Raw genomic sequence first — 26,084 nt, 5'->3', positions numbered from 1 at the left:
CGGCCGTACCGTTGGCGCGGGCGTTGTTGCTAAAGTTCTGGGCTAATTAATTATCCCCGAATAAAAAAAAGGACGCTTCGGCGTCCTTTTTTGTTTTCTGCCGTTCAGGCCTTGTCACAAAATTTCGCATTTTTTGCCTGCTCCCGCCCCGTATTGTGGCGCTTGTGGTATTGTAATCATAACCATTCTCACTTACACTTTGCGCATAATTTGAACGGGAGTCTCTATGTACGTTTGTTTATGTAATGGTGTAAGCGACAAGAAAATACGTCAGGCCGTTCGCCAGTTTCAGCCACAGTCTTTCCAGCAGCTTCGCAAGTTTGTTCCGGTGGGAAATCAATGCGGTAAATGCGTTCGCGCAGCGCGTGAGATTATGCAGGACGAATTGATGCAGATCCCGGAATTCAAAGAGATCGCGTAAGCGCCTATCTTTTTTTTGACATCCCTGTAGCCCGATCTACGCTTCAATGAGTGGAAGCGGAGGGACTATATAATGAAAGGTGATGTTAAAATCATAAGTTATCTCAATAAATTATTGGGAAATGAGCTTGTCGCAATCAATCAGTACTTTCTCCATGCAAGAATGTTCAAAAACTGGGGGCTTAAACGTCTGAACGACGTTGAGTACCATGAATCGATCGATGAAATGAAGCACGCCGATAAATATATCGAGCGTATTTTATTCCTTGAAGGCATTCCAAACCTGCAGGATCTCGGAAAGCTGGGCATCGGAGAAGATGTCGAAGAGATGCTGCGTTCCGACCTCAGGCTGGAACTTGAAGGCGCCAAAGATCTCCGTGAAGCCATAGCCTACGCAGACAGCGTACATGACTACGTCAGTCGCGATATGATGATCCAGATCCTGGCCGATGAAGAAGGCCACATTGACTGGCTGGAAACGGAGCTGGACCTGATTGCTAAAATCGGCCTGCAGAACTACCTTCAGTCGCAGATTAAAGTGGAAGAGTAACCACCGTCTTCCAACCTACGCATAAACCCGCTGCTGCCAGAAATGGCCCAAAAGGCAGCGGGTTTTTTAATGCCCCTTTATCAGGGCGGATTAACGAAAAAACAAGAATGCAAAGAAGCGCCATCAGCGCCGCGAGTAACGTCAGCGTAGGCAGTACGCACCAGCCATGCCATGCACCAAGCGCCGCCAGGTATTTTATATCGCCATATCCCATCCCTTCACGCCGGCAGATAAACCGATATCCCCAGTAAATAACGGCAAAGCCAATATATCCAATCATCGCACCCGCAACCGCACTCGGCAGAAAATCAGGTTGGATACAGAGCTGAAAGAGCAGTCCCGCCCATAGTAGCGGGCAGAGAAATTTATCGGGAAGCAGACCGTAGCGAATATCGTCATGTACAAGTAAGGCAGTCAGTGAAAGATAGATCAGCAGAAAGGGCAGGGTGGTTAGCATGGAAATGGCCTCAAACGGATTTGAGCGCATACTCGCTATAATCGGCCTGGCCGGCAATGCACAAAAAACGTAGATGCGTAGCGACTCGAAAGAAAGAATCGACGCAGGATACATTGCATAAAATGTTGCGCGCTCTTACGCATCCAGCCCCTTTGGCGCTTAATTTCTAAACGGCACTTGCGTCTTGCCCAGATTTACGTATAATGCGCGGGCTTGTCGTAATTGACGGCGGGTTCAATCAGAACCAGAGTAGCTCATTTTGTTACTCAACAATGCTCCCAATTGGGGAGCTACGTAAGAACGGTTACACTCTCCCATCAATCGTAATGGGTTTGAGGAGTAATCATTTTCGTTTATAAAATAATTGGAGCTCTGGTCTCATGCAGAACCAAAGAATCCGTATCCGCCTTAAAGCGTTTGATCATCGTCTGATCGATCAATCAACCGCGGAAATCGTCGAGACTGCTAAGCGCACTGGTGCGCAAGTCCGTGGTCCGATCCCGCTGCCGACCCGCAAAGAGCGCTTCACCGTTCTGATCTCCCCGCACGTTAACAAAGACGCGCGCGATCAGTACGAAATCCGCACTCACAAGCGTCTGGTTGACATCGTTGAGCCAACTGAGAAAACCGTTGATGCTCTGATGCGTCTGGATCTGGCTGCCGGTGTAGACGTGCAGATCAGCCTGGGTTAATCAGGTCATCGAGCGATTGAGAGGTTGATACAATGATTGGTTTAGTCGGTAAAAAAGTGGGCATGACCCGCATCTTCACTGAAGATGGCGTTTCAATCCCAGTAACCGTAATCGAAGTTGAAGCAAACCGCGTTACCCAGGTTAAAGATCTGGCTAACGATGGCTACCGCGCTGTTCAGGTGACCACTGGTGCTAAAAAAGCTAACCGTGTAACCAAACCAGAAGCGGGTCACTTCGCTAAAGCTGGCGTAGAAGCTGGCCGTGGTCTGTGGGAATTCCGTCTTGCTGAAGGCGAAGAGTTCACCGTAGGTCAGGACATTAGCGTTGAGCTGTTTGCTGACGTTAAAAAAGTTGACGTAACCGGTACCTCTAAAGGTAAAGGTTTTGCTGGTACCGTTAAGCGCTGGAACTTCCGTACCCAGGACGCTACCCACGGTAACTCCTTGTCTCACCGCGTTCCGGGTTCTATCGGTCAGAACCAGACTCCGGGCAAAGTGTTCAAAGGCAAGAAAATGGCAGGTCAGCTGGGTAACGAACGTGTAACCGTTCAGAGCCTGGACGTAGTACGTGTTGACGCTGAGCGCAACCTGCTGCTGGTTAAAGGTGCAGTTCCGGGTGCAACCGGTAGCGACCTGATCGTTAAACCAGCTGTGAAGGCGTAAGGGGATAGCAATGGAATTAGTATTGAAAGACGCGCAGAGCGCGCTGACTGTTTCCGAAACTACCTTCGGTCGTGATTTCAACGAAGCGCTGGTTCACCAGGTTGTTGTTGCTTATGCAGCTGGTGCTCGTCAGGGTACTCGTGCTCAGAAGACTCGTGCTGAAGTAACTGGTTCTGGCAAAAAGCCATGGCGCCAGAAAGGTACCGGCCGTGCGCGTTCAGGTTCTATCAAGAGCCCGATCTGGCGTTCAGGTGGCGTGACCTTCGCTGCGCGTCCACAGGACCACAGTCAAAAAGTTAACAAAAAGATGTACCGCGGCGCGCTGAAAAGCATCCTGTCCGAACTGGTACGTCAGGATCGTCTGATCGTTGTCGAGAAGTTCTCTGTTGAAGCGCCTAAAACTAAGCTGCTGGCACAGAAACTGAAAGACATGGCTCTGGAAGATGTGCTGATCATCACCGGTGAGCTGGACGAGAACCTGTTCCTGGCCGCACGTAACCTGCACAAGGTTGACGTACGCGATGCGACTGGTATCGACCCGGTTAGCCTGATCGCCTTCGACAAAGTCGTAATGACTGCTGATGCTGTTAAGCAAGTTGAGGAGATGCTGGCATGATTCGTGAAGAACGTCTGCTGAAGGTGCTTCGCGCACCGCACGTTTCTGAAAAAGCGTCTACTGCGATGGAAAAAACAAACACCATCGTTCTCAAAGTTGCTAAAGACGCGACCAAAGCAGAGATCAAAGCTGCTGTGCAGAAACTGTTTGAAGTCGAAGTCGAAGTCGTTAACACCCTGGTAGTTAAAGGGAAAGTTAAACGTCACGGACAGCGTATCGGTCGTCGTAGCGACTGGAAAAAAGCTTACGTCACCCTGAAAGAAGGCCAGAATCTGGACTTCGTTGGCGGCGCTGAGTAAGTCGGAGGAGTAATACAATGGCAGTTGTTAAATGTAAACCGACATCTCCGGGTCGTCGCCACGTAGTTAAAGTGGTTAACCCTGAGCTGCACAAGGGCAAACCTTTTGCTCCGTTGCTGGAAAAAAACAGCAAATCCGGTGGTCGTAACAACAATGGCCGTATCACCACTCGTCACATCGGTGGTGGCCACAAGCAGGCTTATCGTATTGTTGACTTCAAACGCAACAAAGACGGTATCCCAGCAGTTGTTGAACGTCTTGAGTACGATCCGAACCGTTCCGCGAACATCGCGCTGGTTCTGTACAAAGACGGCGAACGCCGTTACATCCTGGCCCCTAAAGGCCTGAAAGCTGGCGACCAGATTCAGTCTGGCGTTGATGCTGCAATCAAAGCAGGCAACACCCTGCCGATGCGCAATATCCCGGTTGGTTCTACCGTTCATAACGTAGAAATGAAACCAGGTAAAGGCGGTCAGCTGGCACGTTCCGCTGGTACTTACGTTCAGATCGTTGCGCGTGACGGTGCTTATGTCACCCTGCGTCTGCGTTCTGGTGAAATGCGTAAAGTCGAAGCAGACTGCCGCGCTACTCTGGGCGAAGTTGGCAATGCTGAGCATATGCTGCGCGTTCTGGGTAAAGCAGGTGCTGCACGCTGGCGTGGTGTTCGTCCTACCGTTCGCGGTACTGCGATGAACCCAGTCGATCACCCACATGGTGGTGGTGAAGGTCGTAACTTTGGTAAGCACCCGGTAACTCCGTGGGGCGTTCAGACCAAAGGTAAGAAGACCCGCAGCAACAAGCGTACTGATAAATTTATCGTACGTCGCCGTAGCAAATAATTTTAGAGGATAAGCCATGCCACGTTCTCTCAAGAAAGGTCCTTTTATTGACCTGCACTTGCTGAAGAAGGTAGAGAAAGCGGTGGAAAGCGGAGACAAGAAGCCCCTGCGCACTTGGTCCCGTCGTTCAACGATCTTTCCTAACATGATCGGTTTGACCATCGCTGTCCATAATGGTCGTCAGCACGTTCCAGTCTTTGTTACCGACGAAATGGTTGGTCACAAACTGGGTGAATTCGCACCGACTCGTACTTATCGCGGCCACGCTGCTGATAAAAAAGCGAAGAAGAAATAAGGTAGGAGGAAGAGATGGAAACTTTAGCTCAACATCGCCATGCTCGTTCTTCTGCTCAGAAGGTTCGCCTTGTTGCTGACCTGATTCGCGGTAAGAAAGTGTCGCAGGCCCTGGACATCCTGACCTATACCAACAAGAAAGCTGCGGTATTGGTCAAGAAAGTACTGGAATCTGCCATTGCTAACGCTGAACACAACGATGGCGCTGACATCGACGATCTGAAAGTCGCGAAAATTTTCGTAGATGAAGGCCCAAGCATGAAGCGCATTATGCCGCGTGCGAAAGGTCGTGCAGATCGCATCCTGAAGCGCACCAGCCACATTACTGTGGTTGTGTCCGATCGCTGAGACTCTGGAGACTAGCAATGGGTCAGAAAGTACATCCTAATGGTATTCGCCTGGGTATTGTAAAACCATGGAACTCTACCTGGTTTGCGAACACCAAAGAATTCGCTGACAACCTGGACAGCGATTTTAAAGTACGTCAGTACCTGACTAAGGAACTGGCTAAAGCGTCTGTATCTCGTATCGTTATCGAGCGTCCAGCGAAGAGCATCCGTGTGACTATTCACACTGCTCGCCCTGGCATCGTTATCGGTAAGAAAGGCGAAGACGTAGAAAAACTGCGCAAGGTCGTAGCGGATATCGCTGGCGTTCCTGCACAGATCAATATCGCTGAAGTTCGTAAGCCTGAACTGGACGCTAAATTGGTTGCTGACAGCATCACTTCACAGCTGGAACGTCGTGTTATGTTCCGTCGTGCTATGAAGCGTGCTGTACAGAACGCAATGCGTCTGGGCGCTAAAGGTATTAAAGTTGAAGTTAGCGGCCGTCTGGGCGGCGCGGAAATCGCACGTACCGAATGGTACCGTGAAGGTCGCGTACCGCTGCACACTCTGCGTGCTGACATCGACTACAACACCTCTGAAGCGCACACCACTTACGGTGTAATCGGCGTTAAGGTATGGATCTTCAAAGGTGAGATCCTGGGTGGTATGGCTGCTGTTGAACAACCGGAAAAACCGGCTGCTCAACCTAAAAAGCAGCAGCGTAAAGGCCGTAAATAAGGAGCGTCGCTGATGTTACAACCAAAGCGTACAAAATTCCGTAAAGTGCACAAAGGCCGCAACCGTGGTCTGGCGCAGGGTACGGATGTTAGCTTCGGCACTTTCGGTCTGAAAGCTGTTGGCCGTGGTCGTCTGACTGCACGTCAGATCGAAGCAGCACGTCGTGCAATGACCCGTGCAGTTAAGCGTCAAGGTAAGATCTGGATCCGTGTATTCCCGGACAAACCGATCACCGAGAAGCCGCTGGAAGTTCGTATGGGTAAAGGTAAAGGTAACGTGGAGTACTGGGTTGCCTTGATCCAACCGGGCAAAGTCCTTTATGAAATGGACGGTGTTCCGGAAGAGCTGGCCCGTGAAGCCTTCGGCCTGGCAGCAGCGAAACTGCCTATCAAAACCACCTTTGTAACTAAGACGGTGATGTAATGAAAGCAAAAGAGCTGCGTGAAAAAAGCGTTGAAGAGCTGAACGCTGAGCTGCTGAACCTGCTGCGTGAGCAGTTCAACCTGCGTATGCAGGCTGCAAGTGGCCAGCTGCAACAGACTCACCTGCTGAAGCAAGTGCGTCGCAATGTTGCACGCGTTAAGACTTTACTGACTCAGAAGGCGGGTGCGTAATGACCGATAAAATCCGTACTCTGCAAGGTCGTGTTGTTAGCGACAAAATGGAGAAATCCATTGTTGTAGCTATCGAACGTATTGTGAAACACCCGATCTACGGTAAATTCATCAAGCGTACGACCAAACTGCACGTACATGACGAGAACAACGAATGTGGTATCGGCGACAAGGTTGAAATCCGTGAATGCCGTCCACTGTCCAAGACTAAGTCCTGGACGCTGGTTCGCGTTGTAGAGAAAGCGGTTCTGTAATACAGTACGCCTTCTCAATACGAATAAACGGCTCAGCGATGAGCCGTTTATTTTTTCTACCCATATTGCAGAAGCGGTGTTATAATGCCGCGCCCTCGATATGGGGCTTTTTAACGGCTCTGATTTTAGAGTCTCAGGTAGTAGTTGACATTAGCGGAGCACTAAAATGATCCAAGAACAGACTATGCTGAACGTCGCCGACAACTCCGGTGCACGTCGCGTAATGTGTATCAAGGTTCTGGGTGGCTCGCACCGTCGCTACGCAGGCGTAGGCGACATCATCAAGATCACCATCAAGGAAGCAATTCCACGTGGTAAGGTCAAAAAAGGTGATGTGCTGAAGGCGGTAGTGGTGCGCACCAAGAAGGGTGTTCGTCGCCCTGACGGTTCTGTCATTCGCTTCGATGGTAATGCATGCGTTATTTTAAACAATAACAGCGAGCAGCCTATCGGCACGCGTATCTTTGGGCCGGTAACTCGTGAACTTCGTACTGAGAAGTTCATGAAAATTATCTCTCTGGCACCAGAAGTACTCTAAGGAGCGAATCATGGCAGCGAAAATCCGTCGTGATGACGAAGTTATCGTGTTAACCGGTAAAGATAAAGGTAAACGCGGTAAAGTAAAAAATGTTCTGTCTTCCGGCAAACTTGTCGTTGAAGGTATCAACCTGGTTAAGAAACATCAGAAGCCGGTTCCGGCCCTGAACCAACCAGGTGGCATCGTTGAAAAAGAAGCTGCTATTCAGGTTTCTAACGTTGCAATCTTCAATGCGGCTACCGGCAAGGCTGACCGTGTAGGCTTTAGATTCGAAGACGGCAAAAAAGTCCGTTTCTTCAAGTCTAACAGCGAAACTATCAAGTAATTTGGAGTAGTACGATGGCGAAACTGCATGATTACTACAAAGACGAAGTAGTTAACAAACTCATGACTGAGTTTAACTACAATTCTGTCATGCAAGTCCCTCGGGTCGAGAAGATCACCCTGAACATGGGTGTTGGTGAAGCGATCGCTGACAAGAAACTGCTGGATAACGCAGCAGCTGACCTGACAGCAATCTCCGGTCAAAAACCGCTGATCACCAAAGCACGCAAATCTGTTGCAGGCTTCAAAATCCGTCAGGGCTATCCGATCGGCTGTAAAGTAACTCTGCGTGGCGAACGCATGTGGGAGTTCTTTGAGCGCCTGATCACTATTGCTGTTCCACGTATCCGTGACTTCCGTGGCTTGTCCGCTAAGTCTTTCGACGGTCGTGGTAACTACAGCATGGGTGTCCGTGAGCAGATCATCTTCCCAGAAATCGACTACGATAAAGTCGACCGCGTGCGTGGTTTGGATATTACCATTACCACTACTGCGAAATCTGACGAAGAAGGCCGTGCTCTGCTGGCTGCCTTTGACTTCCCGTTCCGCAAGTAAGGTAGGGTTACTGAATGGCTAAGCAATCAATGAAAGCACGCGAAGTAAAGCGCGTAGCTTTAGCTGATAAATTCTTCGCTAAACGCGCTGAACTGAAAGCGATCATTTCTGATGTGAACGCTTCCGACGAAGATCGTTGGAATGCGGTTCTCAAGCTGCAGTCTCTGCCGCGTGATTCCAGCCCGTCTCGTCAGCGTAACCGCTGTCGTCAAACAGGTCGTCCACATGGTTATGTGGGCAAGTTTGGGTTGAGCCGTATCAAACTGCGTGAAGCCGCCATGCGCGGTGAAGTGCCAGGCTTGAAAAAGGCTAGCTGGTAATTACCAATTGAATCACGGGAGTAAAGACAGATGAGCATGCAAGATCCGATCGCGGATATGCTGACCCGTATCCGTAACGGTCAGGCCGCGAACAAAGTTGCGGTCACCATGCCTTCCGCCAAGCTGAAAGTGGCAATTGCCAACGTGCTGAAGGAAGAAGGTTTTATCGAAGATTTTAAAGTTGAAGGCGACACCAAGCCGGAACTGGAACTTACTCTCAAGTATTTCCAGGGTAAAGCTGTTGTAGAAAGCATTCAGCGTGTCAGCCGCCCAGGCCTGCGCATCTATAAGAAAAAAGATGAGCTGCCAAAAGTTATGGCTGGTCTTGGTATCGCAGTTGTTTCTACCTCTAAAGGTGTTATGACTGATCGTGCAGCGCGCCAGGCTGGTCTTGGTGGCGAAATTATCTGCTACGTAGCCTAATCGGAGGAAAGAATGTCTCGTGTTGCTAAAGCACCGGTCGTTATTCCTGCCGGCGTTGATGTAAAAATCGACGGTCAGGTTATTACGATCAAAGGTAAAAACGGCGAGCTGACTCGTACCCTCAACAAAGCTGTTGAAGTTAAACATGCAGATAACGCTCTGACCTTCGGTCCACGTGATGGTTTCGTGGATGGATGGGCTCAGGCTGGTACCGCGCGTGCCCTGCTGAACTCAATGGTTGTTGGTGTTACCGAAGGCTTCACTAAAAAGCTTCAGCTGGTTGGTGTAGGTTATCGTGCAGCTATCAAAGGGAATGCAGTAGGCCTGTCTCTGGGCTTCTCACACCCTGTTGAGCATCCGCTGCCGGCCGGTATCACTGCAGAATGTCCGACTCAAACTGAAATCGTGCTGAAAGGCGCTGATAAACAGCTGATCGGTCAGGTTGCAGCAGATCTGCGCGCCTACCGTCGTCCTGAGCCTTATAAAGGCAAGGGTGTTCGTTACGCCGACGAAGTCGTGCGTACCAAAGAGGCTAAGAAGAAGTAAGGTAACACTATGGATAAGAAATCTGCTCGTATCCGTCGTGCGACCCGCGCACGCCGCAAGCTCAAAGAGCTGGGTGCAACTCGCCTGGTGGTACATCGTACCCCGCGTCATATTTACGCACAGGTAATTGCACCGAACGGTTCTGAAGTTCTGGTAGCTGCTTCTACTGTAGAAAAAGCTATCTCAGAACAATTGAAGTACACCGGTAACAAAGACGCCGCTGCAGCTGTAGGTAAAGCTGTTGCTGAACGCGCTCTGGAAAAAGGCATCAGCAATGTTTCCTTTGACCGTTCCGGGTTCCAATATCATGGTCGTGTCCAGGCACTGGCAGATGCTGCCCGTGAAGCTGGCCTTCAGTTCTAAGGTAGAGGTGTAAGATGGCTCACATCGAAAAACAGGCTGGCGAACTGCAGGAAAAGCTGATCGCGGTAAACCGCGTATCTAAAACCGTTAAAGGTGGTCGTATTTTCTCCTTCACAGCTCTGACTGTTGTAGGCGATGGTAACGGTCGCGTTGGTTTTGGTTACGGTAAAGCGCGTGAAGTTCCAGCAGCGATCCAGAAAGCGATGGAAAAAGCCCGTCGCAATATGATTAACGTCGCGCTGAACAACGGCACCCTGCAGCACCCAGTTAAAGGTGTTCACACGGGTTCTCGTGTATTCATGCAGCCAGCTTCAGAAGGTACCGGTATCATCGCCGGTGGTGCAATGCGCGCCGTTCTGGAAGTTGCTGGGGTTCATAACGTTCTGGCCAAAGCATATGGTTCCACCAACCCGATCAACGTGGTTCGTGCAACTATTGATGGCCTGGAAAATATGAATTCTCCAGAAATGGTCGCTGCCAAGCGTGGTAAATCCGTTGAAGAAATTCTGGGGTAATTGACCATGGCAAAGACTATTAAAATCACTCAAACCCGCAGTGCAATCGGTCGTCTGCCGAAACACAAGGCAACGCTGCTTGGCCTGGGTCTGCGTCGTATTGGTCATACCGTTGAGCGCGAGGATACTCCTGCTGTTCGTGGTATGGTCAACGCGGTTTACTTCATGGTTAAAGTTGAGGAGTAAGAGATGCGTTTAAATACTCTGTCTCCGGCCGAAGGCTCTAAAAAGGCGGGTAAACGCCTGGGTCGTGGTATCGGTTCTGGCCTCGGCAAAACCGGTGGTCGTGGTCACAAAGGTCAGAACTCTCGTTCTGGCGGTGGCGTACGTCGCGGTTTCGAGGGTGGCCAGATGCCACTGTACCGTCGTCTGCCGAAGTTCGGCTTCACCTCTCGCAAAGCAGCGATCACAGCGGAAATCCGTCTGTCTGACCTGGCGAAAGTTGAAGGCGGCGTTGTAGACCTGAACACGCTGAAAGCAGCAAACATTATCGGTATCCAGATCGAGTTCGCGAAAGTGATCCTGGCTGGTGAAGTTTCTACTCCGGTAACTGTTCGTGGCCTGCGTGTTACTAAAGGTGCTCGTGCTGCTATCGAAGCTGCTGGCGGTAAAATTGAGGAATAAGTAGCAGATGGCTAAGCAACCGGGATTAGATTTTCAAAGTGCCAAAGGTGGATTTGGCGAGCTGAAACGCAGACTGCTGTTTGTTATCGGCGCGCTGATTGTGTTCCGTATTGGCTCTTTTATTCCGATCCCTGGTATCGATGCCGCTGTACTTGCCAAACTGCTTGAGCAACAGCGAGGCACCATCATTGAAATGTTCAACATGTTCTCTGGTGGTGCTCTCAGCCGTGCTTCTATCTTCGCATTGGGTATTATGCCGTACATTTCGGCATCTATTATTATCCAGCTGCTGACGGTCGTTCATCCGGCCCTGGCAGAGTTGAAGAAAGAAGGGGAGTCTGGACGTCGTAAGATTAGTCAGTACACCCGTTACGGTACTCTGGTGCTGGCAATATTCCAGTCGATCGGTATTGCTACCGGTCTGCCGAATATGCCTGGTATGCAGGGCCTGGTGTTAAACCCGGGCTTTGCATTCTACTTCACCGCTGTTGTAAGTCTGGTCACAGGGACGATGTTCCTGATGTGGCTCGGCGAACAGATTACTGAGCGTGGTATCGGTAACGGTATCTCAATCATTATCTTCGCCGGTATTGTTGCGGGCCTCCCGCCAGCCATCGCCCATACTATCGAGCAAGCGCGTCAAGGCGACCTGCACTTCCTCCTGTTGCTGTTGGTTGCAGTATTAGTATTTGCAGTGACGTTCTTTGTTGTCTTCGTTGAACGTGGTCAACGCCGCATTGTGGTGAACTACGCTAAACGTCAGCAGGGTCGTCGTGTCTATGCTGCACAGAGCACACATTTACCGCTGAAAGTGAACATGGCGGGGGTTATCCCGGCTATCTTCGCTTCCAGTATTATTCTGTTCCCGGCAACCATCGCGTCATGGTTCGGGGGCGGTACTGGTTGGAACTGGCTGACAACAATTTCGCTGTATTTGCAGCCTGGGCAACCACTTTATGTGTTACTCTATGCGTCTGCGATCATCTTCTTCTGTTTCTTCTACACGGCGTTGGTCTTCAACCCGCGTGAAACAGCAGATAACCTGAAGAAGTCCGGTGCATTTGTACCAGGAATTCGTCCGGGAGAGCAAACGGCGAAGTATATCGATAAAGTAATGACTCGCCTGACTTTGGTTGGTGCGCTTTATATTACTTTTATCTGCCTGATCCCGGAGTTCATGCGTGATGCAATGAAAGTACCGTTCTACTTTGGTGGGACCTCACTGCTTATCGTTGTTGTCGTGATTATGGACTTTATGGCTCAAGTGCAAACTCTGATGATGTCCAGTCAGTACGAGTCTGCATTGAAGAAGGCGAACCTGAAAGGCTACGGCCGCTAAATGGTCGCCTGAGAAGTTACGGAGAGTAAAAATGAAAGTTCGTGCTTCCGTCAAGAAATTATGCCGTAACTGCAAAATCGTTAAGCGTGATGGTGTCATCCGTGTGATTTGCAGTGCCGAGCCGAAGCATAAACAGCGCCAAGGCTGATTATTTCGCATATTTTTCTTGCAAAGTTGGGTTGAGCTGGCTAGATTAGCCAGCCAATCTTTTGTATGTCTGTACGTTTCCATTTGAGTATCCTGAAAACGGGCTTTTCAGCATGGTGCGTACATATTAAATAGTAGGAGTGCATAGTGGCCCGTATAGCAGGCATTAACATTCCTGATCAGAAACATGCTGTGATCGCATTAACTTCGATCTACGGCGTCGGCAAGACCCGTTCTAAAGCCATTCTGGCTGCAGCGGGTATCGCTGAAGATGTTAAGATCAGTGAGCTGTCTGAAGAACAAATCGACACGCTGCGTGACGAAGTTGCCAAATTTGTCGTTGAAGGTGATCTGCGCCGTGAAATCAGCATGAGCATCAAGCGCCTGATGGATCTTGGTTGCTATCGCGGTTTGCGTCATCGTCGTGGTCTGCCAGTGCGCGGTCAGCGTACTAAGACCAACGCACGTACCCGTAAGGGTCCGCGCAAACCGATCAAGAAATAATCGGGGTGATTGAATAATGGCAAAGGCACCAGTTCGTGCACGTAAACGTGTAAGAAAACAAGTCTCTGACGGCGTGGCTCATATCCATGCTTCTTTCAACAACACCATCGTTACTATTACTGATCGTCAGGGTAACGCATTGGGTTGGGCAACAGCCGGTGGTTCCGGTTTCCGTGGTTCTCGCAAATCCACTCCGTTCGCAGCTCAGGTTGCAGCAGAGCGTTGCGCAGAAGCCGTAAAAGAATACGGCATCAAGAATCTGGAAGTTATGGTTAAAGGTCCGGGTCCGGGTCGTGAATCTACTGTTCGCGCTCTGAACGCCGCTGGTTTCCGCATCACGAATATTACTGATGTGACTCCGATCCCTCATAACGGTTGTCGTCCGCCGAAAAAACGTCGCGTATAACGCTCCGTTTTTTAGGTTAGTTGGAGATAGAAAATGGCAAGATATTTGGGTCCTAAGCTCAAGCTGAGCCGTCGTGAGGGCACCGACTTATTCCTTAAGTCTGGCGTTCGCGCGATCGATACCAAGTGTAAAATTGAACAAGCTCCTGGCCAGCACGGTGCGCGTAAACCGCGTCTGTCTGACTATGGTGTGCAGTTGCGTGAAAAGCAAAAAGTTCGCCGTATGTACGGTGTGCTGGAGCGTCAGTTCCGTAACTACTATAAAGAAGCAGCACGTCTGAAAGGCAACACAGGTGAAAACCTGCTGGCCCTGCTGGAAGGTCGTCTGGACAACGTTGTATACCGTATGGGCTTCGGCGCTACTCGTGCTGAATCACGTCAGCTGGTTAGCCACAAAGCAATCATGGTAAACGGTCGTGTTGTTAACATCGCTTCTTATCAGGTTAAAGCGAATGACGTTGTTAGCATTCGTGAGAAAGCGAAAAAGCAATCTCGCGTGAAGGCCGCTCTGGAGCTGGCTGAGCAGCGTGAAAAGCCAACCTGGCTGGAAGTTGATGCTGGCAAGATGGAAGGTACGTTCAAGCGTCAGCCAGAACGTTCTGATCTGTCTGCGGACATTAACGAACACCTGATCGTCGAGCTTTACTCCAAGTAAAGCTTAGTACCAAAGAGAGGACACAATGCAGGGTTCTGTGACAGAGTTTCTAAAACCGCGCCTGGTAGATATCGAGCAAGTGAGTTCGACGCACGCCAAGGTGACCCTTGAGCCTTTAGAGCGTGGCTTTGGCCATACTCTGGGTAACGCACTGCGCCGTATTCTGCTCTCATCGATGCCGGGTTGCGCGGTGACCGAGGTTGAGATTGATGGTGTACTTCATGAGTACAGCACCAAAGAAGGCGTTCAGGAAGATATCCTTGAAATCCTGCTCAACCTGAAAGGGCTGGCGGTGAGAGTTCAGGGTAAAGATGAAGTTATTCTTACTCTGAATAAATCTGGCATTGGCCCTGTGACTGCAGCCGACATCACCCACGACGGTGATGTTGAAATCGTCAAGCCGCAGCACGTGATCTGCCACCTGACCGATGAGAACGCAGCGATTAGCATGCGTATCAAAGTTCAGCGCGGTCGTGGTTATGTGCCGGCTTCTGCCCGAATTCATTCGGAAGAAGATGAGCGCCCAATCGGCCGTCTGCTGGTCGACGCATGCTACAGCCCTGTAGAGCGTATTGCCTACAATGTTGAAGCAGCGCGTGTAGAACAGCGTACCGACCTGGACAAGCTGGTCATCGAAATGGAAACCAATGGCACAATCGATCCTGAAGAGGCGATTCGTCGTGCGGCAACCATCCTGGCAGAACAACTGGAAGCTTTCGTTGACTTACGTGATGTACGTCAGCCGGAAGTGAAAGAAGAGAAACCAGAATTCGATCCGATCCTGCTGCGCCCTGTTGACGATCTCGAATTGACTGTCCGCTCTGCTAACTGCCTCAAGGCAGAAGCTATCCACTATATCGGTGATCTGGTACAGCGTACCGAGGTTGAGTTGCTGAAAACGCCGAACCTGGGTAAAAAATCTCTTACTGAGATTAAAGACGTGCTGGCTTCACGTGGTCTGTCTCTGGGCATGCGCCTGGAAAACTGGCCACCGGCAAGCATTGCTGACGAGTAACCGGATCACAGGTTAAGGTTTTACTGAGAAGGATAAGGTCATGCGCCATCGTAAGAGTGGTCGTCAACTGAACCGCAACAGCAGCCATCGCCAGGCTATGTTCCGCAACATGGCAGGTTCACTGGTTCGTCATGAGATCATCAAGACGACCCTGCCTAAAGCGAAAGAGCTGCGTCGCGTAGTTGAGCCGCTGATTACTCTTGCCAAGACTGACAGCGTTGCTAATCGTCGTCTGGCATTCGCCCGTACTCGTGATAACGAGATCGTGGCAAAACTGTTTAACGAACTGGGCCCGCGTTTCGCGAGCCGTGCCGGTGGTTACACTCGCATTCTGAAGTGTGGTTTCCGTGCAGGCGACAACGCGCCGATGGCTTACATCGAGCTGGTTGATCGTTCAGAGAAAGCAGAAGCTGCTGCAGAGTAATCTGCAGTAACGTAAAAAAACCCGCTCCGGCGGGTTTTTTTATATCCGCGATATCCCCACTTCTCTACAATGCCTGTATCAATTCTGTTCATCCCCAGGAGCCGGTAATGTGGTTGCTCGACCAGTGGGCAGAACGCCATATTCGTGATGCCCAAAAAAAAGGCGAATTCGACGATCTTCCGGGCAGCGGCGAACCCCTTGTGCTTGACGATGATTCGCACATCGCACCGGAATTACGGGCTGGATACCGTTTACTGAAAAATGCTGGATGTCTCCCTCCGGAACTCGAACAGCGAAGAGAGGCTGTCGAACTGGCCGATCTTCTCAATGGGATCCGCCATGACGATCCACGACATTCTGAACTTAGCCGCCGCCTCGCCCTCCTTGAACTCAAGTTGCGCCAGGCAGGAATGAACACTGAGTTTCTGCACGGTGAATACGGTGAAAGATTGATGCAGAAAATAAACGAGGAGTAGCTATGTACCGTATCGGTGAACTTGCGAAGCTTGCGAACGTCACGCCGGATACCATCAGGTATTACGAAAAGCAGCAGATGATCGATCATGAAGTTCGCACTGAAGGCGGTTTTCGCCTTTATACCGATAACGATCTGCAGCGCCTGCGGTTTATTCGTTATGCGCGTCAGCTTGGTTTCACGCTGGACTCGATCCGCGAGTTACTATCGATCCGCATCGATCCGGAGCATCACACCTGCCAGGAATCTAAAAGCATTGTGCAGGCCCGCCTGGATGAAGTTGAAGCGCGTATACAGGAACTGCAAACCATGCAGCGCTCACTGCAAAGGCTGAATGATGCCTGCTGCGGTACGGCACACAGCAGCATTTATTGTTCAATCCTCGAAGCCCTTGAACAGGGAGCGAGTGGTGAAACGCAGGGCTGTTGATTTTTAGTTCATCCGGGTCTAGACTCCCGTCGTCATAAACCCTGCTCTGGAGACATTATGAGCCGCTATCAGCACACGAAAGGACAAATTAAGGACAATGCCATTGAGGCGTTACTTCACGACCCGTTATTCAGGCAGCGCGTTGAGAAGAATAAAAAAGGGAAAGGAAGTTATCTGCGTAAAGACAAACATGAAAAACGGGGTAACTGGGAGGCCAGTGGCAAGCAAGCGAATCGCTTATTTACCACTGGCCTTCCTGCTTTTATCTGTTGATTATACGCGGTTATTCTGCTCTTTTAACAGATCGCGGATCTCACTCAGCAGCACTTCTTCTTTCGTTGGTGCAGGTGCAGCAGCCGGCTCTTCTTTTTTACGGTTGAGCCTGTTGATCAGCTTGATAGCCATAAAAATGGCAAACGCGACAATCACAAAATCAAATACGTTCTGAATAAATACGCCGTAGTGCATTACTACTGCCGGAACGTCACCCTGCGCTTCACGCAGCGTGAAAGCGAATTGTTTGAAATCAATGCCCCCGATTAACAGCCCTAAAGGTGGCATGATAATGTCGGCCACTAATGATGAAACAATCTTGCCGAATGCTGCACCAATAATGACACCCACCGCCAAATCCACCACGTTCCCGCGCATCGCAAATTCGCGAAATTCTTTAATAAAACTCATTGTTCTCTCCTTGTGCCAGCTGACGAGTATAAGTTTAACAAATGATTAGCCAATTGCCATTCGGGATAATTAAACGTTATGAAAAATAAAAGGCACAGAAATGAAAAGGATAAAGTTCGGGTGCTCTTGTCGAGCACCCAACTCTTTAAAGGAAGAATGGACTTGGCTGGAATAAACGTTCAACGTCGGTAATAAACTTTTTATCGGTAAGGAACATAATAACGTGATCGCCTTGCTCAATACGTAAATTGTCATTTGCAATCATGACGTCATTCCCGCGCACAACGGCGCCGATAATCGTGCCTGGTGGCAGCTTAATTTCGTCGATTGACCGGCCCACGACGCGTGACGTGGTTTCATCTCCGTGAGCAACAGCCTCAATAGCTTCCGCCACGCCGCGGCGGAGCGATGACACACCAACAATATCCGCTTTACGAACATGGCTCAGGAGCGCGGATATTGTAGCCTGCTGCGGCGAAATGGCGATATCAATGACGCTGCCCTGAACCAGATCGACATACGCCTTGCGCTGGATAAGCACCATAACTTTTTTAGCCCCCATGCGCTTCGCGAGCATGGCGGACATTATATTCGCCTCGTCGTCGTTGGTGACGGCAATAAACAGATCAACTTGATCAATATGCTCTTCAGCCAGCAGCTCCTGATCCGACGCATCGCCATAAAATACGATCGTATTTTGCAGTTTTTCCGCCAGTTCAGCAGCTCGCTGTTGATCGCGCTCGATCAACTTAACGCTGTAATCTTTTTCTAACCGATGTGCCAGACCTGCACCGATATTGCCGCCGCCGACCAGCATAATGCGTTTATAAGGTTTTTCGAGACGCTGAAGTTCACTCATCACCGCACGAATATGCTGTGAGGCAGCAATAAAGAAGACCTCATCACCTGCTTCGACGATCGTGGAGCCTTGCGGGCGGATTGGCCGGTCGTGACGGAAAATGGCTGCGACGCGCGTATCGATATGCGGCATGTGCTCGCGCATGGTGGAAAGCGCATTGCCGATCAATGGTCCACCGTAGTAGGCCTTAACCACTGCCAGGCTCACTTTACCCTCGGCAAAGTTCACCACCTGCAGGGCGCCCGGATATTCGATCAGGCGATAGATATTATCGATAACCAACTGTTCTGGTGCGATGAGATGGTCGATAGGAACCGCTTCGGAATTAAACAGTTTCTCAGCATCGCGAACATAGTCCGGAGAGCGAATGCGCGCAATTCGGTTTGGCGTGTTGAAAAGCGAGTAGGCCACCTGGCAGGCCACCATGTTGGTTTCGTCAGAACTGGTTACCGCAACCAGCATGTCGGCATCGTCGGCACCCGCCTCACGAAGAACGCGTGGGTGCGAACCATGACCCTGCACCACGCGCAGGTCAAACTTGTCCTGTAAGACACGCAGACGATCGCCGTTGGTATCAACAATTGTGATGTCGTTATTTTCGCCAACCAGGTTTTCCGCTAGCGTTCCGCCCACCTGTCCTGCACCCAGAATGATAATCTTCATATCTCGTGACCTGTTCTCAACATCACTCTTTGATTAGCTTAGCGTAAAAGAAGCCATCACCCTCTTCAGCACCCGGCAGGTTCTGCAGACCCGGGGATTCAGGCGTTCCCGTATCGCGCAGCGCGGCGCCCGGGGTACGTTTAAGGAAGGCCGCGATTTGCTGGCTGTTTTCTTCCGGCAGTACGGAGCAGGTTGCATAGACCAGCGTTCCGCCAGGTTTAAGATGTGGCCAAATGGCGTCGAGTATGTCGGATTGCAGTTGGGCAAGTTCCTGAATATCACGATCGCGGCGTAGCCACTTGATGTCCGGATGACGACGAATAACACCGGTTGCAGAGCAGGGGGCGTCCAGCAAAATGCGATCGAACTGGGTTTCACCACACCATTCTGCGGGTTTGCGTCCATCGCCTTGCTTAACCTGAGCCTTCATGCCCAGACGCTTGAGGTTGTCGTAGACGCGTGAAAGACGCTGTTCATCGACATCCACTGCCATCACGCTGGCCTGCGGAGCCACTTCAAGAATATGCGTCGTTTTGCCCCCAGGCGCGGCGCACAGATCGAGGATCTGCTCACCATTTTGGGGTTCAAGCCAGGTCATGCAACCCTGAGCCGAGGCATCCTGCACGGTTACCCAGCCTTCATCAAAACCGGGTAATGCATGTACCGGTGCCGGTGAGGCTAAGCGTACAGCATCCGGATAGGATTCATGCGGGAATCCACTCATTCCGGCTTCTTCAAGTAATGCCAGCCATGCGTCACGGGCGTGGTGATTTCGATTCACGCGTAACCACATTGGCGGACGCTGGTTGTTGGCATCGGCAATCTCCTGCCATTTCTGCGGATAGGCTTTTTTCAGGCGCTTCAACAGCCAGTCAGGGTGCAGGAAGCGTGCTTCGCTTTGGGCAAATTCAGCCAGAAGATCTTCCTGCTGTCTCTGGAACTGACGCAGTACGCCGTTGATCAGCCCTTTCAGATGGGGGCGTTTAATCGCAACGGCACCTTCCACCGTCTCAGCCAGCGCGGCATGAGGTGGGATGCGGGTATGAAGAAGCTGATAAAAGCCTACCATAATCAAATAGTGTACGGTGCGCTGCTTGCCTGTCATTGGGCGTGACATCAGCTTGTTAATCAACCACTCAAGCTGTGAAAGCGTGCGCAGAACACCAAAACAGAGCTCCTGAAGCAGGGCTTTGTCTTTATCAGAGACTTTTTGTTGCAGAGGAGGCAGGACGTTACTTAATGACTGGCCCTGCTCGATAACCTGCTCAACGGCCTGAGCCGCCATACTGCGTAGATTTTGTTTTTTCATAACCGTAAAAATAAAAATGCCCGGAAACACCGGGCCTTAAGGATAAATTTGCTCAGGCAAGACGATTGCCCGGAATAAACCATTCGCGGCGGGAATTTAACAGATCCTGAGCGCTCATGGCCTTCTTGCCGGCCGGTTGTAGCGATTCAAGATTCAGGATCCCTTGCGCAGTCGCCACCTGGATCCCGTTCTTGTTGGCGTCAACAATCGTACCGGGTTCAGCCGTGGTAGTACCGCTAATGACGGAGGCTTTCCAGACTTTCACTGGCTGCTCATCAATCTCTATCCAGCTCATCGGCCACGGATTAAAAGCGCGGATGCAGCGTTCAAGTTGCGCGGCTGACAGGGACCAGTCGATACGCGCTTCTTCTTTGCTCAGTTTTTCGGCATACGTCACCAGCGCGTCATCCTGAACTTCCGGTTTCGCCGTATTGTCAGCAAGCTGCTGGAGCGTCTCAATAAGCCCTTGTGGACCAAGGTCTGCCAGTTTGTCATACAGCGTAGCGCTGGTATCGTCTGACGTTATGGGGCACGCCAGTTTATACAGCATATCGCCGGTGTCTAAACCTACGTCCATCTTCATGATGGTAACGCCCGTTTCGGCATCACCCGCCCACAGCGAGCGCTGGATAGGTGCAGCACCACGCCAGCGCGGGAGCAGAGACCCATGCACGTTGATACACCCCAGGCGAGGCATATCGAGCACAGCTTTCGGCAGAATTAAACCGTAAGCCACCACCACCATTACGTCGGCATTCAGGTCAGCAACCAGCTGCTGATTTTCCTGTGGTCGTAACGATGCGGGCTGGAAAACGGGTAGCCCATGCTCTTCTGCCAGCACCTTTACCGGGCTCGGCATCAGTTTTTTACCGCGACCTGCCGGACGGTCAGGCTGGGTAAAGACGCCAACAACCTGGTGACCAGAAGATAACAGCGCGTCAAGATGACGCGCTGCAAAATCAGGTGTTCCCGCGAAGATAATTCGTAGTGTTTTAGACACGATGATCCTTGTATCCGGGGGGACGTTATGCGCGAGAACGCAAACGATCCAGTTTTTCTACTTTCTGACGAATACGCTGCTGTTTCAGCGGCGAGAGATAATCGATAAACAGTTTACCGACCAGGTGATCCATCTCATGCTGAATACAAATCGCCAGCAGGTCGTCGGCTTCCAGTTCGAACGGATTACCGTCACGATCCAGGGCGCGAATTTTCACTTTTTCGGCACGCGGCACTAAAGCACGCTGTTCAGGAATGGACAGACAGCCTTCCTCAATACCGGTTTCGCCACTCTTTTCGAGCAGCTCAGGGTTGATCAGCACCAGACGGCCATCGCGATTTTCAGAAACATCAATCACGATAATACGCTTGTGAATGTCCACCTGCGTCGCCGCCAGGCCAATGCCCTCTTCGGCGTACATGGTATCGAACATATCATCAACGATACGCTGGATTTCTGCATTCACTTCTTTGACCGGTTCAGCGACGATGCGAAGGCGCTCGTCCGGAATATGTAACACTTGCAAAACTGCCATAAATTTCCAGAGTCGTGTTCAGGAGTTGATAAGAATACTCTCTCTATTCTAGACAAATCCCCCATCGATTGACAGCATCAGTGACCAATCGCAATGATTGCGGAGGCCGCTTATGGCAGGGGAAAGGATGACGTCTACCGAGATATGGCTACGGCTAATACACACAGGGTCTCTGTGTGGTGATGTAATGCTGGAAGCGGCTGCGCGACTGCAGACGCAGGAACACATTGATGCACTCGTTGCCAGAAACGCCGGGCTGACAGCAAAGCAGGTTGAACGGTTCTTTGCGCCAGACGAGAGTGAGCTGGAACGTAACCTGATGTGGCTTGAGCAGCCGGGAAATCACTTATTGACGGCCAACCATCCGCTTTATCCCCCTTTACTCCGAACGATTCCTGATTATCCCGGGGCATTATTCGTAAAAGGTAACCCTGAGGCGCTTAATACGGTTCAACTGGCGGTGGTAGGCAGTCGTGCACCGTCATGGTACGGCGAGCGATGGGGGAAGATCCTTTGCGAACAACTTTCACAAAGCGGTTTCACTATCACCAGCGGGCTGGCCTGCGGTATTGACGGCGTTGCCCACGGCGCGGCGCTGTCAGTTAAAGGACGAAGTGTAGCGGTGCTGGGGAACGGTCTTTTTAGCATCTATCCACGCCGACATCAGGCACTGGCGATGCGGCTTATTGAATCTGACGGTGCGATAGTGTCTGAGTTTCCGCTTTCCGCGCAGCCCCGGCCGGCAAACTTTCCGCGTCGTAATCGGATTATCAGCGGGCTTAGCAAAGGCGTGCTGGTGGTTGAAGCGGCGCGCCGAAGCGGTTCGCTGGTCACGGCGCGATGCGCGCTCGAACAGGGAAGAGAAGTATTCGCCTTGCCTGGACCGATAGGTAATCCCGGATGCGAGGGGCCCCACTGGCTGATTAAGCAAGGGGCAACACCGGTAACGGAAGTAGGGGATATTCTTGAAAATTTGCAATATGGGTTGCAATGGCTGCAGGAAGATCCCGAAAAGCGACAATATTCATCAGATCAGGGAAAGGTGGCATTGCCATTTCCCAAGCTCCTGGCTAACGTAGGAGATGAGGTAACACCTGTTGACGTTGTCGCTGAACGTGCCGGCCAACCTGTGCCAGTAACGGTAGCACAGCTACTCGAACTGGAGTTAGCAGGGTGGATCGCAGCTGTACCCGGCGGCTATGTCCGATTAAGGAGGGCATGCCATGTTCGACGTACTGATGTATTTGTTTGAGACTTACATCCATAACGAAGCAGAAATGCGAGTGGATCAGGACAAATTGACACAGGATCTTACCGATGCGGGGTTTGAGCGGGAAGATATCTATAATGCGTTGATGTGGCTGGAAAAACTGGCTGATTATCAGGAAGGCCTTGCCGAACCGATGCAGCTTGCTTCTGACCCATTGTCAGTACGCATTTATACCGCAGAAGAGTGTGAAAGGCTGGACGCCAGCTGCCGGGGGTTCATCTTATTCCTTGAGCAGATTCAGGTGTTGAACCTCGAAACGAGAGAAATGGTGATAGAGCGCGTCATGGCGCTGGATACAGCAGAATTTGAACTGGAAGATCTCAAGTGGGTGATCCTGATGGTTCTGTTTAATATCCCGGGCTGTGAAAACGCCTATCAGCAAATGGAAGAATTACTCTTTGAAGTGAATGAAGGTATGCTGCACTAATTCAATGTGCAGCACCAAGAGTTGTTATGGCCAAATCAGCACTATTCACGGTGCATAAAAACGAGCCCTGCCCGCAGTGCGGGGCTGAACTTGTTATTCGGTCCGGGAAACACGGCCCGTTTCTCGGTTGTTCACACTATCCGGAATGTGATTATGTCCGTCCCCTGAAAAGCCAGGCGGATGGACATATCGTTAAAATTCTGGAGGGGAAGTATTGTCCACTTTGCGGTGGTGAATTAGCCCTGCGGCAGGGGCGTTTCGGCATGTTCATTGGATGTAGCCGCTACCCGGAATGTGAGCATACGGAACAAATTGATAAGCCTGATGAAACGGCAATTGCGTGCCCTCAGTGTCAGCGCGGTCAATTGGTACAGCGCCGCTCCCGTTATGGTAAGACCTTCCATTCGTGCGATCGCTATCCTGAATGCCAGTTCGTTATCAATTTTAAACCGGTAGCGGGAACCTGCCCTTATTGCAATTATCCGCTACTCATAGAGAAGAAAACCGCGCAAGGCATGAAACGCTTCTGCGCCAGTAAACAATGTGGAAAGCCGGTTACGGCGGATCAAAATAGTGAATAATAACCTGCCATCAGGCGCCATTGCGCATGCAGTGGGCGTACTGAAAAATGAAGAAGTCATCGCCTATCCAACTGAAGCTGTTTTTGGGGTCGGTTGCGATCCTGACAGCGAGACGGCTGTCAGCCGTCTGCTTGCCTTAAAACAAAGACCCGTCGAGAAAGGGCTGATTTTGATCGCTGCGAATTACGAGCAGCTTAAACCCTATATCGATGACTCCATGCTGACACCGGCGCAGCGCGAGACTATCTTCTCCGCGTGGCCTGGACCAGTGACCTTCGTCTTCCCGGCGCTGCCGACAACGCCGCGCTGGTTAACCGGACGCTTTGATTCCCTCGCCGTTCGCGTAACTGACCATCCGCTGGTGGTTGAGCTTTGTCTGGCATTTGGTAAACCGCTGGTCTCAACCAGCGCCAACCTGACCGGATTGCCACCTTGTCGGACAACTGAAGAAGTGCTGGCGCAGTTCGGGAACGACTTCCCTGTCGTTGTCGGTGAAACGGGAGGGCGCCTGAATCCGTCTGAAATTCGCGACGCTTTGACCGGCGAACGTTTTCGCCAGGGGTAATCTCATGGAAACCTATGCTGTTTTTGGTAATCCGATTGCACACAGCAAGTCACCGTTGATCCATCAGCAATTTGCGAAGCAGCTGCAGATAAATCATCCCTATGGTCGCGTACTGGCACCGGTGGATGCATTTATTCCAACGCTGGAGGCTTTTTTCGCCGCGGGCGGTAAAGGCGCGAATGTGACGGTCCCTTTTAAAGAAGAAGCCTTCGAACGTGCGGATGAGCTGACCGAGCGCGCTTCACTGGCTGGTGCAGTCAATACACTAAAACGGCTTGAGGATGGACGCCTTTTGGGTGACAACACCGACGGAATTGGTTTACTTAGCGATCTGGAACGGTTGTCGTTTATTAAGCCTGGGTTCCGGGTCCTGCTGATTGGTGCGGGTGGCGCATCGCGGGGAGTGCTGTTGCCTCTGCTTTCACTGGACTGTGCGGTGACCATTACCAACAGAACCTTTTCCCGCGCAGAAGCGCTGGCGACGTTGTTTGCGCATACCGGCAGCGTGAGCGCGGTAGCGCTTGACGATCTTGCCGATCGTGAGTTCGATCTTGTCATCAATGCCACGTCCAGCGGCATCAATGGCGAGATCCCGGCAATTCCCGCTTCTCTGGTCAGCGCGCATATGTACTTCTATGACATGTTTTATCAGAAAGGGAAGACGCCTTTCCTGAGCTGGTGTGAACAACACGGCGCGAAACAGTTAGCCGATGGACTGGGAATGCTGGTGGGTCAGGCTGCGCATGCGGTGCTGCTCTGGCATGGCGTGCTGCCTGCGGTCGAACCTGTCATTGAAAAGTTAAAGCAGGAGCTTTCTGCGTGAACCAGGCTATTCATTTCCCGGACAGAGAGAACTGGGATGAGAGTAAACAGGCGGTCTGTTTTCCGGTGCTGGTGCAGGGGATGCAGCTTAACTGTGCCATTCATGGGGAAACGCTGTTGCGTCGTTTTGGCGGTTCAGACCCGATAGCGGTATTTTGCGAAAATCGCTGGGATCTGGAAGAGGAAGCCAGCGATTTAATCCGCGAACAGCAGGAAGACGATCAGGGCTGGGTTTGGTTGTCCTGATCCAAATAATCATTCTTCCAGTTAACGTAGTTGTTCGCCGAGTATTTTAATCCTTCGATCTCTGCCTCCTTCAGGGGGCGGATTTGTTTTACCGGGCTTCCCAGATAGAGATAGCCACTCTCCAGCCGTTTGTTCTGCGGGACCAGGCTACCGGCACCAATCATTACGTCATCTTCTACTATGACGCCATCCAGCAAAATCGACCCCATGCCAACAAGTACGCGATTTCCGATAGTGCAGCCGTGTAGCATCACTTTATGGCCGACGGTAACCTCTTCTCCAATGATGAGAGGATTGCCCTCCGGGTTATAGGAGGATTTGTGCGTGACATGCAGAACGCTACCGTCCTGAATATTGGTACGTGCACCAATCGACACGTAGTTAACATCACCCCTGATGGCGACGAGGGGCCAGATGCTGACGTCGTCGGCCATTCGGACATCACCAATCACCACGCTGCTGGCATCGATCATCACGCGATCGCCTTTTTGGGGGAACAGATCTTTATAAGGACGTAATACTGCGGGCATATCTACCTCTAACAATGAGCGCTATACAGAAGACTTTGATCATAGTAATGGATCGAGGCAAGGCAAAATACGTCAATATTTAAGCAGAACGGGCGGGATTTCAGCGAAAAGCGCGGAAAATCAGCAGTCGGAAAAAAAGATCTAAAAAATACTTGTGCTAAAAAATGGGATCCCTATAATGCGCCTCCATCGACACGGCGGATGTGAATCACTTCACACAACAAGCGG

Annotated in this window: 46 protein-coding genes; 39 read left to right on the top strand and 7 right to left on the bottom strand. The window is 51.1% G+C overall.

Going from position 1 to position 26,084, the window contains the following annotated elements; translation table 11 throughout:
* Positions 1-226: 226 nt before the first annotated feature.
* On the top strand, positions 227-421 hold the full coding sequence (bfd, locus tag N037_RS13500; RefSeq protein ID WP_003863268.1) for a bacterioferritin-associated ferredoxin: 195 nt from the start codon (positions 227-229) through the stop codon (positions 419-421).
* Positions 422-493: 72 nt separating this feature from the next.
* Positions 494-970: a bacterioferritin gene (bfr, locus tag N037_RS13495; protein ID WP_008503492.1), complete on the top strand. Its 477-nt coding sequence runs from the start codon at positions 494-496 to the stop codon at positions 968-970.
* On the opposite strand, the gene N037_RS13490 is transcribed toward bfr, so the two are convergent.
* Positions 954-1,427 carry a prepilin peptidase gene (locus tag N037_RS13490; RefSeq protein WP_032641533.1) on the bottom strand — a complete coding sequence of 158 codons (474 nt, stop codon included), beginning with the start codon at positions 1,425-1,427 and terminating at the stop codon, positions 954-956. The two genes, bfr and N037_RS13490, sit on opposite strands and share 17 nt — an antisense overlap.
* Before the next feature lie 380 nt (positions 1,428-1,807).
* Here N037_RS13490 and rpsJ point away from each other — a divergent pair, with 380 nt between their 5' ends.
* The 31 genes from rpsJ (at position 1,808) to N037_RS13340 (ending at position 16,638) form a co-directional block, all read left to right on the top strand.
* Complete coding sequence (gene rpsJ / locus N037_RS13485) at positions 1,808-2,119, top strand: 30S ribosomal protein S10 (RefSeq protein ID WP_001181005.1); 312 nt, start codon at positions 1,808-1,810, stop codon at positions 2,117-2,119.
* 32 nt (positions 2,120-2,151) lie between these two features.
* Positions 2,152-2,781, top strand: a complete 630-nt coding sequence (rplC, locus tag N037_RS13480; protein ID WP_006178923.1) for a 50S ribosomal protein L3 — start codon at positions 2,152-2,154, stop codon at positions 2,779-2,781.
* A gap of 10 nt (positions 2,782-2,791) precedes the next feature.
* The gene (gene rplD / locus N037_RS13475) at positions 2,792-3,397 is read left to right on the top strand and encodes a 50S ribosomal protein L4 (RefSeq protein ID WP_000424395.1); all 606 of its coding nucleotides are present in this window, start codon (positions 2,792-2,794) and stop codon (positions 3,395-3,397) included.
* On the top strand, positions 3,394-3,696 hold the full coding sequence (gene rplW, locus N037_RS13470; RefSeq protein WP_000617546.1) for a 50S ribosomal protein L23: 303 nt from the start codon (positions 3,394-3,396) through the stop codon (positions 3,694-3,696). Before rplD ends, rplW begins: the two co-directional genes overlap by 4 nt.
* A gap of 17 nt (positions 3,697-3,713) precedes the next feature.
* Positions 3,714-4,535 carry a 50S ribosomal protein L2 gene (gene rplB, locus N037_RS13465; RefSeq protein ID WP_000301859.1) on the top strand — a complete coding sequence of 274 codons (822 nt, stop codon included), beginning with the start codon at positions 3,714-3,716 and terminating at the stop codon, positions 4,533-4,535.
* Between the two features lie 16 nt (positions 4,536-4,551).
* A complete protein-coding gene (gene rpsS / locus N037_RS13460; protein ID WP_001138117.1) occupies positions 4,552-4,830 on the top strand; it encodes a 30S ribosomal protein S19 in 279 nt (92 codons plus the stop codon).
* A gap of 14 nt (positions 4,831-4,844) precedes the next feature.
* A complete protein-coding gene (rplV, locus tag N037_RS13455; protein ID WP_002919773.1) occupies positions 4,845-5,177 on the top strand; it encodes a 50S ribosomal protein L22 in 333 nt (110 codons plus the stop codon).
* 17 nt (positions 5,178-5,194) lie between these two features.
* Positions 5,195-5,896, top strand: coding sequence for a 30S ribosomal protein S3 (gene rpsC / locus N037_RS13450; protein ID WP_000529945.1), 702 nt, complete (start codon positions 5,195-5,197; stop codon positions 5,894-5,896).
* Between the two features lie 12 nt (positions 5,897-5,908).
* Entirely contained in the window at positions 5,909-6,319 is a 411-nt protein-coding gene (rplP, locus tag N037_RS13445) for a 50S ribosomal protein L16 (RefSeq protein ID WP_002919759.1), read from the top strand.
* The gene (rpmC, locus tag N037_RS13440) at positions 6,319-6,510 is read left to right on the top strand and encodes a 50S ribosomal protein L29 (protein ID WP_003863282.1); all 192 of its coding nucleotides are present in this window, start codon (positions 6,319-6,321) and stop codon (positions 6,508-6,510) included. Before rplP ends, rpmC begins: the two co-directional genes overlap by 1 nt.
* A complete protein-coding gene (rpsQ, locus tag N037_RS13435) occupies positions 6,510-6,764 on the top strand; it encodes a 30S ribosomal protein S17 (RefSeq protein WP_008503489.1) in 255 nt (84 codons plus the stop codon). Before rpmC ends, rpsQ begins: the two co-directional genes overlap by 1 nt.
* A gap of 166 nt (positions 6,765-6,930) precedes the next feature.
* Positions 6,931-7,302, top strand: a complete 372-nt coding sequence (gene rplN / locus N037_RS13430; protein WP_002919748.1) for a 50S ribosomal protein L14 — start codon at positions 6,931-6,933, stop codon at positions 7,300-7,302.
* Between the two features lie 10 nt (positions 7,303-7,312).
* Positions 7,313-7,627, top strand: coding sequence for a 50S ribosomal protein L24 (gene rplX / locus N037_RS13425; RefSeq protein ID WP_003863287.1), 315 nt, complete (start codon positions 7,313-7,315; stop codon positions 7,625-7,627).
* A gap of 14 nt (positions 7,628-7,641) precedes the next feature.
* Positions 7,642-8,181 (top strand): 50S ribosomal protein L5, encoded by a 540-nt coding sequence (gene rplE / locus N037_RS13420; protein ID WP_001096206.1) that lies wholly within the window; start codon positions 7,642-7,644, stop codon positions 8,179-8,181.
* A gap of 14 nt (positions 8,182-8,195) precedes the next feature.
* Positions 8,196-8,501 carry a 30S ribosomal protein S14 gene (gene rpsN / locus N037_RS13415; protein ID WP_003863291.1) on the top strand — a complete coding sequence of 102 codons (306 nt, stop codon included), beginning with the start codon at positions 8,196-8,198 and terminating at the stop codon, positions 8,499-8,501.
* Positions 8,502-8,531: 30 nt separating this feature from the next.
* Positions 8,532-8,924, top strand: coding sequence for a 30S ribosomal protein S8 (gene rpsH / locus N037_RS13410; protein ID WP_006178918.1), 393 nt, complete (start codon positions 8,532-8,534; stop codon positions 8,922-8,924).
* 12 nt (positions 8,925-8,936) lie between these two features.
* On the top strand, positions 8,937-9,470 hold the full coding sequence (gene rplF, locus N037_RS13405; protein WP_003863296.1) for a 50S ribosomal protein L6: 534 nt from the start codon (positions 8,937-8,939) through the stop codon (positions 9,468-9,470).
* Positions 9,471-9,479: 9 nt separating this feature from the next.
* Entirely contained in the window at positions 9,480-9,833 is a 354-nt protein-coding gene (gene rplR / locus N037_RS13400; RefSeq protein WP_003863297.1) for a 50S ribosomal protein L18, read from the top strand.
* A 14-nt stretch (positions 9,834-9,847) separates the two neighbouring features.
* A complete protein-coding gene (gene rpsE / locus N037_RS13395) occupies positions 9,848-10,348 on the top strand; it encodes a 30S ribosomal protein S5 (protein ID WP_003863299.1) in 501 nt (166 codons plus the stop codon).
* Between the two features lie 6 nt (positions 10,349-10,354).
* The gene (gene rpmD, locus N037_RS13390) at positions 10,355-10,534 is read left to right on the top strand and encodes a 50S ribosomal protein L30 (protein WP_003863301.1); all 180 of its coding nucleotides are present in this window, start codon (positions 10,355-10,357) and stop codon (positions 10,532-10,534) included.
* A gap of 3 nt (positions 10,535-10,537) precedes the next feature.
* Positions 10,538-10,972: a 50S ribosomal protein L15 gene (gene rplO, locus N037_RS13385; protein WP_003863304.1), complete on the top strand. Its 435-nt coding sequence runs from the start codon at positions 10,538-10,540 to the stop codon at positions 10,970-10,972.
* Between the two features lie 7 nt (positions 10,973-10,979).
* The gene (secY, locus tag N037_RS13380; RefSeq protein ID WP_003863305.1) at positions 10,980-12,311 is read left to right on the top strand and encodes a preprotein translocase subunit SecY; all 1,332 of its coding nucleotides are present in this window, start codon (positions 10,980-10,982) and stop codon (positions 12,309-12,311) included.
* A 31-nt stretch (positions 12,312-12,342) separates the two neighbouring features.
* A complete protein-coding gene (rpmJ, locus tag N037_RS24060) occupies positions 12,343-12,459 on the top strand; it encodes a 50S ribosomal protein L36 (protein ID WP_000868187.1) in 117 nt (38 codons plus the stop codon).
* 146 nt (positions 12,460-12,605) lie between these two features.
* On the top strand, positions 12,606-12,962 hold the full coding sequence (gene rpsM, locus N037_RS13375) for a 30S ribosomal protein S13 (protein WP_003863308.1): 357 nt from the start codon (positions 12,606-12,608) through the stop codon (positions 12,960-12,962).
* A 16-nt stretch (positions 12,963-12,978) separates the two neighbouring features.
* Complete coding sequence (gene rpsK / locus N037_RS13370; RefSeq protein ID WP_003863312.1) at positions 12,979-13,368, top strand: 30S ribosomal protein S11; 390 nt, start codon at positions 12,979-12,981, stop codon at positions 13,366-13,368.
* Between the two features lie 33 nt (positions 13,369-13,401).
* On the top strand, positions 13,402-14,022 hold the full coding sequence (gene rpsD, locus N037_RS13365; RefSeq protein WP_004868345.1) for a 30S ribosomal protein S4: 621 nt from the start codon (positions 13,402-13,404) through the stop codon (positions 14,020-14,022).
* A 25-nt stretch (positions 14,023-14,047) separates the two neighbouring features.
* Positions 14,048-15,037, top strand: coding sequence for a DNA-directed RNA polymerase subunit alpha (locus tag N037_RS13360; protein WP_002919219.1), 990 nt, complete (start codon positions 14,048-14,050; stop codon positions 15,035-15,037).
* A gap of 40 nt (positions 15,038-15,077) precedes the next feature.
* Positions 15,078-15,461, top strand: coding sequence for a 50S ribosomal protein L17 (gene rplQ / locus N037_RS13355; RefSeq protein WP_001216368.1), 384 nt, complete (start codon positions 15,078-15,080; stop codon positions 15,459-15,461).
* A 107-nt stretch (positions 15,462-15,568) separates the two neighbouring features.
* Positions 15,569-15,937 carry a DUF1992 domain-containing protein gene (locus N037_RS13350; protein ID WP_032641526.1) on the top strand — a complete coding sequence of 123 codons (369 nt, stop codon included), beginning with the start codon at positions 15,569-15,571 and terminating at the stop codon, positions 15,935-15,937.
* A gap of 2 nt (positions 15,938-15,939) precedes the next feature.
* Positions 15,940-16,365 (top strand): Zn(2+)-responsive transcriptional regulator, encoded by a 426-nt coding sequence (gene zntR / locus N037_RS13345; protein ID WP_029740638.1) that lies wholly within the window; start codon positions 15,940-15,942, stop codon positions 16,363-16,365.
* Between the two features lie 57 nt (positions 16,366-16,422).
* The gene (locus N037_RS13340; RefSeq protein ID WP_023333665.1) at positions 16,423-16,638 is read left to right on the top strand and encodes an alternative ribosome-rescue factor A; all 216 of its coding nucleotides are present in this window, start codon (positions 16,423-16,425) and stop codon (positions 16,636-16,638) included.
* Here N037_RS13340 and mscL read toward each other — a convergent pair whose 3' ends face one another.
* The 5 genes from mscL to def form a co-directional block, all read right to left on the bottom strand.
* Entirely contained in the window at positions 16,639-17,049 is a 411-nt protein-coding gene (gene mscL, locus N037_RS13335) for a large-conductance mechanosensitive channel protein MscL (RefSeq protein ID WP_023309449.1), read from the bottom strand. It lies immediately after the preceding gene.
* Positions 17,050-17,194: 145 nt separating this feature from the next.
* Complete coding sequence (trkA, locus tag N037_RS13330; protein ID WP_008503482.1) at positions 17,195-18,571, bottom strand: Trk system potassium transporter TrkA; 1,377 nt, start codon at positions 18,569-18,571, stop codon at positions 17,195-17,197.
* Positions 18,572-18,593: 22 nt separating this feature from the next.
* A complete protein-coding gene (gene rsmB, locus N037_RS13325) occupies positions 18,594-19,880 on the bottom strand; it encodes a 16S rRNA (cytosine(967)-C(5))-methyltransferase RsmB (protein ID WP_032641531.1) in 1,287 nt (428 codons plus the stop codon).
* A 52-nt stretch (positions 19,881-19,932) separates the two neighbouring features.
* Positions 19,933-20,880: a methionyl-tRNA formyltransferase gene (gene fmt / locus N037_RS13320; protein ID WP_032641524.1), complete on the bottom strand. Its 948-nt coding sequence runs from the start codon at positions 20,878-20,880 to the stop codon at positions 19,933-19,935.
* Positions 20,881-20,905: 25 nt separating this feature from the next.
* Positions 20,906-21,415, bottom strand: a complete 510-nt coding sequence (def, locus tag N037_RS13315) for a peptide deformylase (protein ID WP_008503479.1) — start codon at positions 21,413-21,415, stop codon at positions 20,906-20,908.
* A 127-nt stretch (positions 21,416-21,542) separates the two neighbouring features.
* Here def and dprA point away from each other — a divergent pair, with 127 nt between their 5' ends.
* Genes dprA through N037_RS13290 form a run of 6 tightly spaced genes read left to right on the top strand, consistent with a single transcriptional unit; the run spans position 21,543 to position 25,326 of the window.
* Entirely contained in the window at positions 21,543-22,667 is a 1,125-nt protein-coding gene (dprA, locus tag N037_RS13310) for a DNA-protecting protein DprA (RefSeq protein WP_032641529.1), read from the top strand.
* Positions 22,639-23,112 (top strand): DUF494 family protein Smg, encoded by a 474-nt coding sequence (gene smg, locus N037_RS13305; RefSeq protein WP_008503477.1) that lies wholly within the window; start codon positions 22,639-22,641, stop codon positions 23,110-23,112. Before dprA ends, smg begins: the two co-directional genes overlap by 29 nt.
* Positions 23,113-23,138: 26 nt before the next feature.
* A complete protein-coding gene (locus tag N037_RS24055; protein WP_032641522.1) occupies positions 23,139-23,693 on the top strand; it encodes a DNA topoisomerase family protein in 555 nt (184 codons plus the stop codon).
* Positions 23,686-24,258 (top strand): L-threonylcarbamoyladenylate synthase type 1 TsaC, encoded by a 573-nt coding sequence (gene tsaC / locus N037_RS13300; protein WP_032641520.1) that lies wholly within the window; start codon positions 23,686-23,688, stop codon positions 24,256-24,258. Before N037_RS24055 ends, tsaC begins: the two co-directional genes overlap by 8 nt.
* Positions 24,259-24,262: 4 nt before the next feature.
* Positions 24,263-25,081 (top strand): shikimate dehydrogenase, encoded by an 819-nt coding sequence (gene aroE, locus N037_RS13295; RefSeq protein ID WP_032641518.1) that lies wholly within the window; start codon positions 24,263-24,265, stop codon positions 25,079-25,081.
* Entirely contained in the window at positions 25,078-25,326 is a 249-nt protein-coding gene (locus N037_RS13290; RefSeq protein ID WP_023333659.1) for a DUF1488 domain-containing protein, read from the top strand. Before aroE ends, N037_RS13290 begins: the two co-directional genes overlap by 4 nt.
* Here the strand turns inward: N037_RS13290 and N037_RS13285 are convergent.
* The gene (locus N037_RS13285; RefSeq protein ID WP_029740647.1) at positions 25,302-25,856 is read right to left on the bottom strand and encodes a gamma carbonic anhydrase family protein; all 555 of its coding nucleotides are present in this window, start codon (positions 25,854-25,856) and stop codon (positions 25,302-25,304) included. The genes N037_RS13290 and N037_RS13285 overlap by 25 nt on opposite strands.
* Positions 25,857-26,084 lie beyond the last annotated feature (228 nt).

The sequence above is a fragment of the Enterobacter sp. EGD-HP1 genome, from assembly GCF_000733275.2.
Taxonomy (GTDB): Bacteria; Pseudomonadota; Gammaproteobacteria; order Enterobacterales; family Enterobacteriaceae; genus Enterobacter.
The sequence above is the reverse complement of the archived record's forward strand: the minus strand, read 5'-3'. Positions and strand labels throughout refer to the sequence as shown.